The organism is Moorena sp. SIOASIH (assembly GCF_010671925.1).
Taxonomy (GTDB): domain Bacteria; phylum Cyanobacteriota; class Cyanobacteriia; order Cyanobacteriales; family Coleofasciculaceae; genus Moorena.
In genome coordinates this window covers 899,308-914,706 of sequence record NZ_JAAHIH010000006.1, presented here as the reverse complement: position 1 = coordinate 914,706, position 15,399 = coordinate 899,308, and the positions used below count along the sequence as shown (strand labels likewise).

The window sequence follows — 15,399 nt, the reverse complement described above, 5'->3', positions numbered from 1 at the left end:
GCAAAAGGCAAAAGGCAAAAGGCAAAAGGCAAAAGGCAAAAGGCAAAAGGCAAAAGGCAAAAGGCAAAAGGCAAAAGGCAAAAGGCAAAAGGCAAAAGGCAAAAGGCAAAAGGCAAAAGGCAAAAGGTAAGCTATCAGCTATCAGCTATCAGCCTATGCTTAGATGGGCAAATCCCCAAACTTTCAATTCTGTCAAATCTCGAACTATTAAATTATCCTGTTCGATGTTTATTTTAAGCATTAGGCATTATAGCTGACCGCTGACTGCTGACCGCTGACTGCTGAATGTTGAGGGCAAAAGGCAATATTCAAGAGGGTTTTAAAGGAATCAGCCTCAAATAAAACTGTACCTCATAACTGCGATAAACGCTATAATCTGACTCAAAAAAACCAAACTGTTTTTGACCACCCTCAAAGCTTCTTGATTACCTCTTACCTCTTGCCTCTTGCCTCTTGCCTCTTGCCTTTCCCTAAGGCTATAGTAGGGTGGGCAAAGTTCTATAATCTAGAATACTCAAAAAAACCAAACTGTTTTTGCCCACCCTACAAGCTATTCCCAACAGTCCAGCCCTATAGTTATTAAGGTTTGACTGGAACAGAAGCTAACATAAATTCCCCTACAGAAGACTCTTCATAGTAGTCAATTCCAGTGGCTTTTTGAAATAGATCAGAATTACCTGCTCCGATACCGCAGGGGGCTAAATTCATACTGGTGGCAACCAGATAGAAGGTTTGATACATAACTCCAACGTGTTTTAAAATCGCTGCATAGGCCATGGATTGATATTTCCAAAACATTCGTCCGAAGCGGGCGGTAATCACGAATACAACCTGGGGCTGATCATGTTGAGCGCTGGCAAACCAAACATCCTGAACTAATGCTTCCGTTTCTGCGGTCCATGCTGAGACTTGACACAACACATGGTCTAAGGGGTGATAGTGATAGAGTCCCTGTTCTAATCCTTGACAAGAGTTAACCACGGGATAAATTTCCAATTCATAAATCGCACCCCCACCAGGATAGGGACGGTTACTGACCTCTCCCCGTTCTGTATCGAAGAGTTTTTTCACCCTGGCGCAACGATAGAGAAACTGCCCCAATTGTTCAAGGGTGATCGGGGTTTCGTCATATCGCCGGATCGAACGGCGAGTTTCCAATGCCTGACTCAAGGGCATATCAGTTTGATTCAGTTCCTCTAAGTTGGGTTTTGCCAAGGGAATCACCACATCGGTCATCAATGGCTTCACCCCAGGCAAGGGGTCAATTTTACCGACATAGGGAAATATGCCACCCAAGGGATTATTATGTCTACCGAGGCGACTGCGGGAATGGAACAGTAAATCGTGAAATTCCCAAAACACTAGCGGTGGAGTTGCTTCTTCGCTCTCAACCTCTTCATCTTCTTCAAGAGGACTGGCAAAGGATGCAGACAACATCTGGGCCGCAAACAGTAAACTGAGAAACTGTTGGGCAATCTCTTCAGTAATTCCCGGAATTTCCTGACTCAAGCTGGCAGCGGTTTGGGCTTGAGATAACTGACTCACTAACCCAGGACCCCGCCAGTCTGAAAATTTAATCTTACCTTTGGTAAGGGGAGACTCTAATACCATTTCCCCTTCGACTTGATGGAGATAGGCGAAGCGAGAGAGGGTAAATGCGAACGCATCCCAATCAATTTCAGGACAATCGAAGTAATAATCCCCTACCATGGGGATAGCGATCGCAAGGGGGGAAAGCTCAGGGGATGAGGGGGGGATGGCGTGACAGATCCAGCCCAGTTCGATCAGACGATTCAGGTAAGCATCGAACTTTTCCCGGACTTGTGTGCCGTCGGTTTCTAGGACTAAGGTTTGAAGTTGCCCGGCGGTGTGGATTCCCTGTTTGAGAGCATCTAGAGCAGTTTTTAATCCCGGTTCCGGTTGATGAAATGTCAGCTTACGGCTTGAAGATTGGAGCAGAATATTGCTGTCAACAGAGGTGAAGGTGATTTCGGGTTTGAGGGAAACAGTTAAGGATGAGAAAGTCATTCTTCCAGTCAGAAGTCAACAGTAAGGCTGCATTTAACATTAACCCAAGCTGACAACAGATAACGAGAAGAATTGTTGCGCGTTAGCAACACCCTATGTTATACCAAGTTGCGGTCAAACGTACAACTTTCTCTTCCGCCAATCTCCCTATCTCCCAATCTCCCAATCTCCCTATCTCCCTATCTCCCTATCCAAGCAATCTACTCTCTTTGAGTGCAACTCGGTATTAAATTTCATCGGGATTAATGCCCAGCTGTCGTAACCGTTCTGGGAGTTGTTCAGCTCGTTGGTGTTCGAGTTGAGCTTTTTGTTATCTTTCCTATGTTGCAAAAGCAAGTTCTGATCACAGGCAGCAATCAGTCCAACTTTTGATGCACTGAGGAAACATATCACACTTGTCTATACACAGTAGCTAGTCTGCGGGTAAACAAGCTTCTGCTAGTATTTATGGTGCATCTCATATTTGTAAAAAAGATGGGAAGTGTGGGGCCCGGGCGCGGTAATTTTCGCCCGAATTTTTGCCTAATTGCAAAACTGAGATGCACCCAGTATTTATTAGAGGTAAGCATTCAGCTATCAGCTATCAGCTATCAGCTTTTGAATAAGCGATGCAGAGGTGCGACCCGTGGCGAATTTAATTACGGGTCAAACGCACCATTACGGTCTTGGGGAGCCAGTGCGGTCTTGGGGAGCCAGTGCGGTCTTGGGGAGGCAGCGCGGTCTTGGGGAGGCAGCGCGGTCTTGGGGGTCTCCCCCATGAGCGACTGCCGTGGTTCCCCCCATGAGCGACTGCCGTGGTTTCCCCCATGAGCGACTGCCGTGGTCTCCCCCATGAGCAACTGGCGTGGTTTCCCCCACTCGCGCTTGGGATCAAGACAACAAGTAAGCATTGGTTTAATCTCAGTGAAGTCCCAGGGTCGAAGCCTTTGCCACAAAGCACCTCAAGTAGCGTGAGCCTTGGCCGTTGGCCACGCTACTTGAGGTGCTCACGGCTGATGGCTGACGGCTGAATGCTTACTATTAGAGTTTAGATAATTATTACTAATAACCTGATATTCAAATTGCTATATTTTTCCATTCAAAATGCCTTATTTAAGGTAAATGCAATGTTGTATCACTACTTATTTATCACTACCCGTGATTTTAGCTCCCGTTACCTTGACCAGACCGTAATCGGAGGATAGTTGGTTATGTCGAACTCAGGTGAGTTAAGAGCCTGCTTCCGAAAACATGATGATGTGGAATTCACGGATATCACCCATTTAAAATTGTTAAATTTCCGCTGAAATTTCAGTAATTATCTCTAGGCAACAGCAGCTTAAATAAAGCAATCCTAGATTAGAACAATAACAAGAGTTTAACTAGACAAGTTAAAACCAGCCGAAAATCAGGGTGCGATCGCTTCGCACACAAAATATCACTAATTAAGGAAAAAGCTGTGTTCTCACTAGCGATGCAGTGGCTCCACGGGGGTTTCCCCCACTCGCGCTTTGCATCAACAGAGGGAGATTTACTGACTAACTATGGTGGGTTTTCACTTGGCCTTTAGCACAACCAATTTGGCACACACCGTGCGCCCCTACAGTTGATTGGTGTTTCAGTTTATTTGTGTTTGACTAGCTATCGTCTGAGTAATCTCTCGATACCGGATTTGTCCTTAAAAACGTGTTTAGCTTAATTTCCCGATTCCAATTATTCATCGCGGCCAGTCATGAAATCTTTATTGAACTATCTCCAAGCGATCGCACCCAATGTCGGTTCAAAAAGCCTACCCCATCCTCTAGGGAAAATTTTCCCTTGCCAGTTTCTTCCCCATACACTGATTGGCAGTGTGATGTTAGTCAGTGCGATCGCAGGTTACGCTACTCCAGTATCGGCTGCTTCCGAACTCCAGTTGGTAAAAGTCGCTAATGATGCCGATGGTAATATCATTACAGAAGTTCCATCAGGACAAGAATTTATCTACACCATCCGCGTCTCCTGTAGTGGGGATGAGGACTGCCAGGATGTGGTGATTACTGACCTACTCCCTCCTCAGATTGATTGGTCTTCTAACAATGTCAGCATCCTTCCTGGACGTCCTGCTACTGTCAGCTATGACGAGGATACAGGACAGGCTACCGTTGAGTATAGTTCACCGATTCCAGCAGGTTCCCCGGTCAATTTGGAGATTCGAGTCCAGTTTCCCCCTGGTACGACTGTAGACAATACAGCAGCGATTAACCAAGCCGAAGGGACGAGTGCTAATACCGAGAATGCCACCTCCAATGCTCTAACGGTTACTTCTGATGTGGATTCAAACGCTGCTTTAAATAAGTGGACATTGGAGAAAAATCGGGTGATTCCTAGCAATGGTGATCCGGCTCTTGATTCACCAGTGACCTATGAGCTTGAGCTTTGCCATGCCCGGAATCTTGAGAGTGGTATCAACCTACAAAATGTAGTTGTGCAAGATACTCTTCCGGTTGGGTCAAGTTTTGTTAGTGCTACCGATGGGGGTACCCATAACTCCGGGGTTGTCACTTGGAATGTGGGTAACCTCAGTATTGAGAGTGGCCAAAATTGTTTCAACGCACAAGTCTCTGTTGAGTATCCTAGTGGTACCTTCAACACTACTGGTCCCAATAGTACTGTGATTAACCCAGCTACCGCAACAGGAGAACTAATTGATGGCACCGAGTTGAACTTAAATGGTGAGGCTGAACATGGTTTTACAGACGCGAACTATCAAGGCACATTTAATTCTAAATCATTCTCGGGTCAGGTGGCTATTGGCAATGAATTTGAGTTTCGGCTTGACCCAAGAAATACCGGTAATGTACCGATGACTACTCTAACAGTCACTGACGACCTAGATCAAGTCAATGACGATGGGATTAACCTCTTAGATCAGGTGCGGGTCACTAAAATTAGCACAGGCAGATACAACAATTACACTGGGGATGTGATTGTCCGCTACAAAACTAATCTCAACCCCTTGACAGCCGGTACCTCACACCCTCAGAACACCACCCTCACCATTGGGACGGACATCACCTTAGGAGCAGGGGAATACATTACAGGGGTTGAGTTCGAGTACACCAATGTACCAGTAGGTTTTCAAGCTACAGCAAGCAGTAATAGACCAAAACTGTTTGTAGAGGTTCAGCCTGACCGCGAGATTGGGGAGACGATCAAAAACTGTGCCCAACTGACTTGGACGCCCAATTCACCAACAAACCCCCTGGAACAGTGCCAAGAGACAGAAATCTCGGCATTACAAGCCATCGTAAATCCAAACAAAAGAGACGAAACTCAGAGTGGTCCCTATGCTCCTGGTGACACCATAGAATTTCGGCTACAGTTTCGCAACGAGTCGAGCGCTACCGCAGATTATGTCAATCCCATTATTGCAGATTTACTGCCAGCAGGGCTTGACTATGGGGGTGCCTGGAGGTTTGATAGTGTGGGTTCGACTAGTTTGCCCGATAACGCTGAAATCAACTTCGAGGCGATTCCCAACTACAACGGCACCGGTCGCACCTTGCTGCGTTGGCAAATTACAGGAACCCAAATACCAGAGAATAGGTGGCTGAGAATCTATGTCGATACAGTGGTTGAGCAGGGGGTGAGTACAGGTTCGTTGACTAATGAATTATTCATCATGTCCAACGATAGTATGTTCGATTGCAACAATAGTAACCGCAGGAGTCAGGATACTTTTGATGTGGATGGGGATGGGATCACCGATGAGACGATTTGTCGAAGAACAGCAAACGTTGAAGTAGCTGGAATCGCAACCCTCGATTCACAAAAGGTAGTTCAGGGTGAGGTCGATACCAGTTTCTCCACTAGTGGCACCACGGTTCCGGGGGGACGGGTAGATTACCAGCTGACTATCACCAATCAAGGCACGGTGCCGATGACTAATATACTTGTAGTAGATATCTTGCCTGCCATCGGTGATACTCAAGTGCTCAATACTAGTTCAGCCAGAGGTTCCCAATGGCGTCCTAATCTCGCTGGTCCGGTTAGCGTGGCCATTCCTGGTGTCACTGTTGAATACACCACCAACTCCAATCCTTGCCGTCCCAATCCTACTGATGGTCAGGACCTCAATTGGCCTAGTGGCTGCGTCAATGACTGGAGTACTACCTTTCCCAGTGACCCTAGTGCGGTAACTGCTCTGAGGTTTAACTTGGGCAATCTGGTTCTCGACCCCCTAGAATCGGTGATGCTGAACTGGCCAATGCGAGCACCTGCTGGAGCACCAACCAACGGCGAGATTGCCTGGAATTCCTTTGCTTTCGTCTCTACACGAACTGATCAATCCGGTGCAGCAGCTACCCTGTTACCCGCAGAACCCCCCAAAGTCGGAATTGTGATTCAACCCCTCACCCCTGCGATCATTGGAGACTTGGTCTGGGATGACCAAAACGGTAATGGGATTCAAGATAATAGTGAACCGGGTATCAATGGGGTGCGGGTTGAGTTGTGGGAAGACGGGGGTGATGGTCAACCTGGTACCAGTGACGATACTTTCTATGGTTTTACCTTAACTGCTCCTGATGGCACCGGTAATGATGGAGCTTACCTTTTCTCTGAAGTGCCAGCCGGAGATTACTTCCTGAAATTCATTCCCTCAGCCAACTTAAATCTCTCTGCTCAAGACCAGGGTGGTGATGAGACCGCTGACTCCGATGCTGATCCCAATACTGGACAGACAAACGTCTTTAGTGTAAACCAGACTACAGACACCCGTGATCTGGATGCTGGACTAACCTCTGTAGACCCGGCTAACGCTAGCTTAGGTGATTTTGTTTGGTTGGATACCAATGACAATGGTACTCAAGATGGGGGTGAAGTTGGTGTAAATGGCGTAACTGTTGAACTCTATGATACTGCCAACACTCTGATCGACTCAACTCAAACCAGTGATGACTCCAATGGTAATCCCGGTTTCTATCGCTTCCGGGACTTGACACCAGGCACGTATTATGTAAAGTTCATTGCGCCTCCTAGTCATGCCTTCTCTCCCCAAGACCAGGGTGATGACACTCTCGACTCGGATGCTGATGCTACTGGACAAACTGCTAACATTACCCTTCAGGCTGGAGACAGTAACCAGGATCTAGATGCAGGGATAGTACCTCAGCCGATCTTAGGTGATTTTGTCTGGATTGATAATAATGGTGATGGACTCCAAAACCTTGGTGAATTGGGTCTCAATGGTGTGACGGTGAACGTTTATAACCCGGGTGCCGATGGTCAACCGGGTGGCGAAGATGATAGTCTACTTGCCACTACAGTTACTACCAACGATGTGGCTGGGAATCCTGGTTTCTACTCCTTCTCTGGCTTAGCAGCAGGAAACTATTTCTTAGAGTTTATTGCCCCATCTGGCTATGAGATTGGTTTCCAAAATGTGGGCAATGATGACACGATTGATTCTGATGCTGACCCGAGTACGGGATATACCGAAGTCTTTGCTCTGGCTGGATCGGAAGACAAACGAGACCTCGATGTGGGGATGATTGCCCTTCCTGTTACATCTACTGGTGAAGTATCCGGTACTATTTACCAAGACGACAATCCCCAAAACGATACTTTCGACAATGGTGAATCTACCCTACCTGCCAACATTAGGGTAGTACTATACCTTGACGTTAACAGTAATGATGTTATCGATGCTGGTGATACCCAACAAGCCACTACTGATACTGATAATAGTGGGAATTACAGCTTCACCAGCTTAGAGCCAGGGAAATACATTGTGCAAGTCGATACCAACGATACTGAGATCCCGGATGGGTTGATGTTAGGAACCTCTAATGATATACCGATTGAGGTGACTACTACTGCTGTTACTGACATTAACTTTGGGTTTGATGTTGAAAGCCTCCCCAACGTGATACTGGTCAAACGTATTACCGCTATTAAGCGCAAAGACAGTAATGTTTGGGAATCTTTACCCACATCTGGCTCACCTTTCGTTGATGGTATTGATAGTCCTGGTTCTGAGAATCATGTCGGAAGCGATCGCGCTCCTGAGGATAATGACCCTAACTGGCCCAATCCCAATGTCTATCTGCGGGGATTAATTAACTCTGGAACAGTGATGCCAGGGGATGAGTTGGAATATACTGTGTACTTCCTTTCCAATGGCAGCAATTACGCCAAGAGCCTGCGTATCTGTGACCGAGTTCCGGCAGAAACTACTTTTATTGCCGACGCCTTCAATCAAACTGCTGGTTTTCCAGCTAGTGATGTCGGGATTGCCTTGTTCGAGAGTACCAATCCCTTACCCACCAGTGGTTTAGCTGATCCGAACATCTATCTAACTAATATCCCCGATAGCGATCGCGGTCGCTATTACTCACCGGGAACCTCAGTGCCCGCAGGATGTAATGTACCTGTAAACCAAAATGGAGTAGTAGTGGTGGAAGTCGGAGATGTGCCCCAAGCTACTGCACCAGGAGAGCCACCCAATTCCTATGGGTTTATCCGATTCCGGGGTCGAGTGAAGTAAGCTGTTACCCCGTCAGTTCTCTGGAATTCCCTAACTTTGACACTCCCCCGGCGTGAACGCGCGGGGATTCAAAGCGAGGAGTTACCCAAAAGGGCATTGCTCGTAACAACCACATCGACTTCCCGTACCGTAGTACCAAGAAATCGGCAGTCCACTTGGCGGTGCCAATTGCCTCTACTCTCTCCGACAACATATTGTCATTGAGTCTACTTTTAAAGTGTTTGATTTCCGTGACTTTAAAGACTATTTGCTTATAGAGGGCTGGGATTGGAGTCTTTGACCGGGTCTCCATTTCGGTGAACCACCTTTTAACCAAAGCGTCCCACTAGCAGGAATCTCACCTTTTCTTTTTAGGTCATTGCGTCGTTTCTATCTTAGCACAAAGCCGTCCTAGAAGGACGGGGTTTCAGACCCATCTTCTTTGATGATAATAAGAGCAGGCTCGGAGAGGAAGGAATTATGATAGCTAGCACAGCTACTTACGAAGTTACCTGGGAAAAGTTACCAAAAATTTTGGGTTTAAAGCCCCGTCCTTCGCTGGATAGAAACCTGTTTATTGGGTCGCCTTACTAACTTTCCTTAAAACTTATACCGCATAACCCTAAAACTAGAAAGGCGACCCTATCGAAGCGGTAACTTTAACGGACGGCTTTTTTTTTTAGATCTAGGCTTGGCACTTTTATATCTGCTCTGTTAATATAAAGGTATATCGAAAGAGGTCGAGATTCGTTCCCGTAGCGTGACCGTTCCCGTAGCGTGACTGTTCCCGTAGCGTGACTGTTCCCGTAGCGTGACCTAAGGTCAAGGTCAAGGTCAAGGTCAATGATCATATTAGAATTTAAAGCCAAAGGCAAAAAGTCCCAATATTCAGCCATAGATGAGGCGATCCGGACAGTTAAGTTTATCCGAAATAGATGCATTCGTTTATGGTTGGACAACAAAGGAACAGGGAAGAATGACCTTAGCAAATATTCTAAGATTATTGCTAAAGAATTCCCTTTTGCTAATGAATTAAATTCTACTGCCCGTCAGGCTGCATCTGAAAGGGCATGGTCATCGATTGCTCGGTTCTATGATAACTGCAAGAAAAAAATACCTGGAAAGAAAGGTTTTCCGAAGTTTCAAAAGCGTGGCAGAACTGTCGAGTATAAGAAATCAGGATGGAAGTTATCCCCTGACAAAAAATCGATAACGTTCACGGACAAAAAAGGAATCGGAAAACTTAAGCTCAAGGGTACCTGGGACTTGTGGCGTTTTGACAAGAAGCAAATTAATCGGGTTAGGATAGTTCGACGAGCTGACGGGTACTATGTCCAGTTCTGTGTTGCAGTCGTAGCACGCGAAGATATAGATTCAACTGGCAGGACAATTGGATTGGATGTCGGCCTGAAAGAATTTTATACAGATTCCGACGGTCATTCTGAACCCTTACCCAGATTTTATAGGAAAAGTGAAAAACGTTTAAAATTTTGTCAACGTCGGGTTTCCCGAAAAAAGAAAGGCTCATCCAACCGTAAAAAAGCCGTCAATAGATTAGGTAGACAACACCTTAGAATAAGCAGGCAGCGTGAAGAACATGCCAAGAGACTGGCGCGTTGCGTAATCCGGTCTAACGACCTGGTCGCCTACGAAGATCTAAGGGTCAGAAATATGGTCAAAAATCATTGTCTAGCTAAGTCTATTAATGATGCGAGTTGGTATCAGTTCAGAAAATGGTTGGAGCATTTTGGTACTAAGTTTGGCAGAATCACTGTCGCAGTAAATCCTGCTTATACCAGTCAAAATTGTTCCAGTTGTGGTGAGGTTGTCAAAAAGTCATTATCGACTCGAACCCATACCTGCAAATGTGGGTGCGAACTAGATAGAGACCACAATGCCGCACTAAATATTAGAACGAGAGCCTTGAGTACTGTGGGGCACACAGGAACTCGGATCCTAGATCCAAACGCTTTGGGAGATCTGTCCTCTACTTTTCCTGACTCCGGTCTGGTTGAGCAAGACGGGTCGTTGATCAAAGAATCCCCGTCCATAAGCGGGCGGTGAGTGTCAAGTTGGTGGGATCAGCAAGGAGAACTGTTGCTGTGGGGTTCGGAGTTGGTCATCCAGGAACGGCAACGAGCTGAACAGGAACGGCAACGAGCTGAACAATTGGCAGCGCAGCTAAGAGCAGCAGGCATCTAGCCAGAGGGATAATTCCTCAACTGGGATATCATATCGATTCCAGTAGCATCGCTCTTTTCAAGCTTGGGTAATTGGTCATTGATCATTGGTAAGCTATCAGCTATCAGCTTATGCGCTACGCGCACGCGTGCGCGTTCAGCTTTCAGCTTTCAGCTTATGCGCCTTTGCCAAAGGCCACGCTATGGGAATGGCTGACGGCTGACAACTGACGGCTGTTCGCGCAGCGTGCGCGTAGCGCATATGCTTACGATCATTGATATTTGATCTCTTACTCAGTTGAATGGCAAAAATAAACGCCAACCAAAAATTAGTTCACACTTAACCAACTAAACATTTCGGCAACGGATAATTGCCAATCTTTAAGACTCTCTAAGACAGGTAAAATTTCTTCATTGGATTTAATCTCTGGCAATTGATTCGCTTGAAATATCATCACTGATTCATCTTCAGGATCAATTAACCAGCCTAATTCTGTTCCCTGTTTCAGACAAAACAGAATTTTTTTGATAACTTTATTCGCAGATTGTTCAGGAGAAAGAATTTCGATTACCCAATCAGGATAAAGCTCAAATTTATTGGCAATTCTTCCTTTTTCTGTTTTCGGAATACGATTCCAACTAAATACTGTAATATCTGGAACAATAGAACGTCCCCCAAAAGTACATCTTAATTCAGTGAAAGCATGGGCAATTTTTTTATGTAAAACAACTTCATTAATCGCTGTAACCAGACGAGTTTGTAAGGTACTATGTTCTCCTTGAGGCATAGGTTTTTGTTGAATTTGTCCATTGACATATTCACTAGCAGGTTTCGTTTCAGGAAGTTCTAAAAATTCCGCCAGGGTCAAGGTTTGTCTAATTTGATTTACAGCAACCATTTATGACCTCCTGTTTGTTAGATTTTAAGTAAGCATTCAGCGGTCAGCCGTCAGCCGTGAGCCGAAGGCTCACGCTTCGCGAACAGCTTATTTTATTCAAAAGCTGTTGCTGTAGCGTGTGCTATGGACATAAACTGTTCCCGTAGCGTGGCCACAGGCCTTTGGCTGATAGCTGTTGCCGTAGCGTTCGCGTAGCGCATTAGCTGATAGCTGATAGCTGATAGCTGAATGCTTAAGATTTTAACTGTTGCTGGACTCAGTTCCAGTCATGCCCACCAGAAAAGCGATGCTCGGTACGAGCCGCTACGCGAACGCATCCTACAAGATCCGTTTACTCTTTCAACCAATCAAATATCTCACCCACCTTAAGCTGCACTGCTTCGGCAAACTCTGGCACGGGCAACACCACCTCTAAGTTCTCAAACAGTTGCACGGATTTATCGGCACTATAGACAAATATGAAGGACTCTTCCGGATCCAATAACCACCCCATGTTAGTACCGTTGTCGAGACAATGGAGAATGTTGCGAATAACTTTGGTTTGGCTCTGCTTGGGGGATAAGATCTCGATGGTCCAATCTGGATGTAGATTGAAGGAATTGGCCACTTGGCCATCATGATCACGAGGAATCCGTTCTGTACGAAAGACGGCAACGTCTGGGACAATTGATCGCCCACCAAAGGTACACCGCAGTTCGGGGAATGCCTGGGCAGTTCGCTCTGGCTTTAAGGCCAGTGTTAAAGCAAAACTCAATTCCCGTTGAAGGATGCTGTGCTTTCCTTGAGGCATAGGTTTTTGTTGAATTTGTCCATTGACATATTCACTAGCAGGTTTCGTTTCAGGAAGTTTTAAAAACTCCGCCAGGGTCAACGTTTGTCTAATTTGATTTACAGCAACCATTTATGACCTCCTTTTAAGAATTTCTGCCCTAAAATCAAGCAATACCGTGCCATGGCAACTGGTTACGATAAAACTGCCAGAAATTTCTTAGGCGCAATTGATCTCGCTGCTGCTGTTGTTTGGCTTAACTGACGACACGCCCTAGGTTTTAACTACAGCCAAAGTTCCAGTCACCATTGGCAACTTCATGATTCTGGAATCCAGACAGTTTTATCTCCTTGCCCCCAAAAACCATCATATTTGGTAACACAAACATCACCTAAAACCTTTGTCTGACAGGCTAAGCGGCGATTTGCTGTCGGAGAATGGGGCGGAAGCGATCGCCTAGCTTTATCTTTCCAATTTGGCTCGGATACTTCCCCGTCTATCTCAACCGCACAGGTACCACAGCTGCCTAATCCTCTACAGTTAATTAGTTTAGCGTTGCCGTTGTACAGGGCAACCCCATGGTCTAGTAACACCTTGCGCAGATTACTGCCCTGGTCACATTCAAAGCTTTTTCCTTGTGCTGTTACTTTAGGCATTATTCAAGATTACTCCTTATCTGTAGCTTATTTTTTAATACAATTAGATGCAGCTATGTTTAATGTTGTTAACAGAGCCAATCTGGCAATACACCAAGGTGGTCTTATTGTTTGATGGTTCTAGATAAGCTGCGTTTATAAATATCTAGATTTTAGATAGTTTGGTCTAGTCCTCTGTCTTGATGCAATAGCGAGTGGGGGAAACCACGGCAGTTGCTCATGGGGGAAACCCCCAAGACCGCGCTGCATCGCTTGATACTCTTGATATATCAAGGGTTAAGAGATCGGTAACCTTCCTACACTGCTAAGCGCGGGTAAATGTCGGAAGGTTATCTGCGTGCCTTGCCCTTGACAGAGCTTTAGGCCATCAAAGCTTACCCTTAACTAGAATTTACATTTCTTTACCATAAACTCAACTATTCTAACTGCCCATGACTTCAACAGCTTCTCACCCCATCTGGATTTACGATACAACGCTGCGGGATGGTGCCCAGCGTGAAGGAATCTCATTGTCTCTAGAAGATAAGTTACGCATTGCTCGACAACTGGATGAGTTGGGTATTCCCTTCATTGAAGGAGGATGGCCAGGGGCAAATCCGAAAGATGTGCAATTTTTCTGGAAGCTCAAAGAAGAACCTCTCAAACAAGCAGAAGTAGTAGCCTTTTGCTCAACTCGACGGCCAAACATGATCGCTGCAGAAGACCGGATGCTGCAAGCTATTTTAGCTGCAGGAACGCGCTGGGTGACTATTTTTGGTAAATCCTGGGATCTTCATGTCACCGAAGGGCTGAAAACTAGCCTAGACGAAAACCTAGCCATGATTCGGGATACTATAGAATACCTCCGTAGTCAAGGGCGTCGGGTGATTTACGATGCAGAACATTGGTTTGATGGCTATAAAGCCAATCGAGAGTATGCCCTCAAAACCCTGATAGCTGCTAGAGATGCGGGTGCAGAATGGCTAGTACTGTGTGACACCAACGGTGGTACCCTACCCCAGGAAATTGGTCACATTGTTAGAGATGTAGCTAAAGAGTTGAAAGTTGGAAGGTTGAATGTTGAAAATGAGTTGAAAGTTGGAAGGTTGAATGTAGCTAAAGAGTTGAAGGTTGGTAGGTTGAATGTTGAAGGTTCTAACCTTGAACCTGCTAACCTTCAACCTGCTAACCTTCAACCTGGAACCGACACTAACCTTCAACCTGGAACCGACACTAACCTTCAACCTGCAACCGAAACTAACCTTCAACCTGCTAACCTCCAACCTGCAACCGAAACTAACCTTCAACCTGCTAACCTTCAACCTGCTAACCTTGGCCTAAAGGCCACGCTACGCGAACAACCGATGTTAGGAATCCATACCCATAATGATTCCGATACAGCGGTTGCTAATGCCTTAGCTGCGGTATCTGAGGGAGCCTGTATGGTTCAGGGAACGATTAATGGTTATGGTGAACGCTGTGGTAATGCCAATCTTTGTTCTGTGATTCCTAACTTACAGTTGAAGCAAGGGTTACGCTGTATTGAAGATAATCAGCTGGCCAGACTGACCCAAGCTAGTCGTTTAATTAGCGAGATTGTTAATCTTGCTCCCAATGACCATGCTGCCTTTGTGGGTCGTTCAGCCTTTGCTCACAAAGGTGGCATCCATGTTTCAGCGGTGGCAAAGAATCCTCTGACCTATGAACATATTCAGCCAGAACAGATTGGTAACCAACGTCGGATCGTAATTTCTGACCAGTCGGGATTGAGCAATGTATTAGCAAAAGCCCGTAGTTTCGGTCATGACCTGGATAAAAAAGACCCCGCCTGTCGCGAAATCCTGGAACGCCTCAAAGATCTGGAAAATGAAGGGTATCAATTTGAAGCAGCGGAAGCCAGTTTTGATTTGTTGATGCGGGATGCTTTGGGATATCGAGAACATCCCTTTGAACTCAAAGGCTGTCAGATACATTGCGATATGCTACAAGGGGTCAGTAGACCCTACAGTAATTCTGTGGCAACCATTAAAGTATCTGTTAACAACCAGGATATTCTGGAAGTAGCAGAAGGCAATGGACCGGTGTCAGCCCTTGATGCAGCCTTGCGCAAAGCCTTAGTGAATTTTTACCCAGAGATTGCGGCTTTCCATCTAACTGACTACAAAGTGCGGATTCTGGATGGTGCTGCTGGCACATCGGCTAAGACAAGGGTGCTAGTGGAATCGAGCAATGGAGAAGAACGCTGGACAACTGTGGGGGTTTCTAGTAATATTCTCGAAGCGTCCTATGAAGCTGTGGTGGAAGGTATTGAGTATGGTTTGCTGTTGGAATCTTCAGCAAAGACACCATTGAGCAATTCCCCAGCCCTGAAAAAGCGGTAATTAGAGCACTAATTAGTAAT

The 15,399-nt window shown here is 45.9% G+C and carries 13 protein-coding genes and 1 pseudogene; 7 read left to right on the top strand and 7 right to left on the bottom strand.

The features are described from left to right. On the top strand, positions 1–237 hold a 237-nt coding region (locus F6J90_RS36140), incomplete at its 5' end, for a hypothetical protein (RefSeq protein WP_293105245.1). Between the two features lie 184 nt (positions 238–421). Beyond that, positions 422–583: a hypothetical protein gene (locus F6J90_RS36135; RefSeq protein ID WP_293105242.1), complete on the top strand. Its 162-nt coding sequence runs from the start codon at positions 422–424 to the stop codon at positions 581–583. On the opposite strand, the gene F6J90_RS36130 is transcribed toward F6J90_RS36135, so the two are convergent. Beyond that, positions 580–2,028, bottom strand: coding sequence for a SagB family peptide dehydrogenase (locus F6J90_RS36130; RefSeq protein ID WP_293105239.1), 1,449 nt, complete (start codon positions 2,026–2,028; stop codon positions 580–582). The two genes, F6J90_RS36135 and F6J90_RS36130, sit on opposite strands and share 4 nt — an antisense overlap. 95 nt (positions 2,029–2,123) lie before the next feature. On the opposite strand from F6J90_RS36130, the gene F6J90_RS36125 reads away from it, so the two are divergent. Continuing rightward, positions 2,124–2,258 carry a hypothetical protein gene (locus tag F6J90_RS36125; protein ID WP_293105236.1) on the top strand — a complete coding sequence of 45 codons (135 nt, stop codon included), beginning with the start codon at positions 2,124–2,126 and terminating at the stop codon, positions 2,256–2,258. 427 nt (positions 2,259–2,685) lie between these two features. On the opposite strand, the gene F6J90_RS36120 is transcribed toward F6J90_RS36125, so the two are convergent. Further along, the gene (locus tag F6J90_RS36120; RefSeq protein WP_293105233.1) at positions 2,686–2,886 is read right to left on the bottom strand and encodes a hypothetical protein; all 201 of its coding nucleotides are present in this window, start codon (positions 2,884–2,886) and stop codon (positions 2,686–2,688) included. 853 nt (positions 2,887–3,739) lie between these two features. On the opposite strand from F6J90_RS36120, the gene F6J90_RS36115 reads away from it, so the two are divergent. Then, on the top strand, positions 3,740–8,536 hold the full coding sequence (locus F6J90_RS36115) for an SdrD B-like domain-containing protein (RefSeq protein WP_293105230.1): 4,797 nt from the start codon (positions 3,740–3,742) through the stop codon (positions 8,534–8,536). 4 nt (positions 8,537–8,540) lie between these two features. Here the strand turns inward: F6J90_RS36115 and F6J90_RS36110 are convergent, their stop codons facing one another. Beyond that, positions 8,541–8,828, bottom strand: coding sequence for a hypothetical protein (locus F6J90_RS36110; RefSeq protein WP_293105227.1), 288 nt, complete (start codon positions 8,826–8,828; stop codon positions 8,541–8,543). A gap of 387 nt (positions 8,829–9,215) precedes the next feature. Next, complete coding sequence (locus tag F6J90_RS36105) at positions 9,216–9,353, bottom strand: hypothetical protein (RefSeq protein WP_293105224.1); 138 nt, start codon at positions 9,351–9,353, stop codon at positions 9,216–9,218. 5 nt (positions 9,354–9,358) lie between these two features. Here F6J90_RS36105 and F6J90_RS36100 point away from each other — a divergent pair, with 5 nt between their 5' ends. Then, positions 9,359–10,579, top strand: coding sequence for a transposase (locus F6J90_RS36100; RefSeq protein WP_293105222.1), 1,221 nt, complete (start codon positions 9,359–9,361; stop codon positions 10,577–10,579). Between the two features lie 9 nt (positions 10,580–10,588). Further along, a pseudogene (locus F6J90_RS36095) lies at positions 10,589–10,717 on the top strand (Uma2 family endonuclease); the annotation flags it as partial. A gap of 307 nt (positions 10,718–11,024) precedes the next feature. Here the strand turns inward: F6J90_RS36095 and F6J90_RS36090 are convergent. The 3 genes from F6J90_RS36090 to F6J90_RS36080 form a co-directional block, all read right to left on the bottom strand. Then, positions 11,025–11,594 (bottom strand): Uma2 family endonuclease, encoded by a 570-nt coding sequence (locus F6J90_RS36090; RefSeq protein WP_293105217.1) that lies wholly within the window; start codon positions 11,592–11,594, stop codon positions 11,025–11,027. Between the two features lie 331 nt (positions 11,595–11,925). Further along, on the bottom strand, positions 11,926–12,495 hold the full coding sequence (locus F6J90_RS36085; protein ID WP_293105214.1) for a Uma2 family endonuclease: 570 nt from the start codon (positions 12,493–12,495) through the stop codon (positions 11,926–11,928). Between the two features lie 185 nt (positions 12,496–12,680). Beyond that, positions 12,681–13,019, bottom strand: a complete 339-nt coding sequence (locus F6J90_RS36080) for a 2Fe-2S iron-sulfur cluster-binding protein (protein WP_293105211.1) — start codon at positions 13,017–13,019, stop codon at positions 12,681–12,683. A 431-nt stretch (positions 13,020–13,450) separates the two neighbouring features. On the opposite strand from F6J90_RS36080, the gene cimA reads away from it, so the two are divergent. After that, entirely contained in the window at positions 13,451–15,379 is a 1,929-nt protein-coding gene (gene cimA / locus F6J90_RS36075; RefSeq protein ID WP_293105208.1) for a citramalate synthase, read from the top strand. Positions 15,380–15,399 lie beyond the last annotated feature (20 nt).

Excerpts from the sequence above, each read along its gene's own strand:
- F6J90_RS36130 (WP_293105239.1), bottom strand. The coding sequence starts at position 2,028 with ATGACTTTCTCATCCTTAACTGTTTCCCTCAAACCCGAAATCACCTTC.
- F6J90_RS36125 (WP_293105236.1), top strand. The coding sequence starts at position 2,124 with ATGTTATACCAAGTTGCGGTCAAACGTACAACTTTCTCTTCCGCCAAT.
- F6J90_RS36115 (WP_293105230.1), top strand. The coding sequence starts at position 3,740 with ATGAAATCTTTATTGAACTATCTCCAAGCGATCGCACCCAATGTCGGT.
- F6J90_RS36110 (WP_293105227.1), bottom strand. The coding sequence starts at position 8,828 with ATGGAGACCCGGTCAAAGACTCCAATCCCAGCCCTCTATAAGCAAATA.
- F6J90_RS36100 (WP_293105222.1), top strand. The coding sequence starts at position 9,359 with ATGATCATATTAGAATTTAAAGCCAAAGGCAAAAAGTCCCAATATTCA.
- F6J90_RS36090 (WP_293105217.1), bottom strand. The coding sequence starts at position 11,594 with ATGGTTGCTGTAAATCAAATTAGACAAACCTTGACCCTGGCGGAATTT.
- F6J90_RS36085 (WP_293105214.1), bottom strand. The coding sequence starts at position 12,495 with ATGGTTGCTGTAAATCAAATTAGACAAACGTTGACCCTGGCGGAGTTT.
- F6J90_RS36080 (WP_293105211.1), bottom strand. The coding sequence starts at position 13,019 with ATGCCTAAAGTAACAGCACAAGGAAAAAGCTTTGAATGTGACCAGGGC.
- cimA (WP_293105208.1), top strand. The coding sequence starts at position 13,451 with ATGACTTCAACAGCTTCTCACCCCATCTGGATTTACGATACAACGCTG.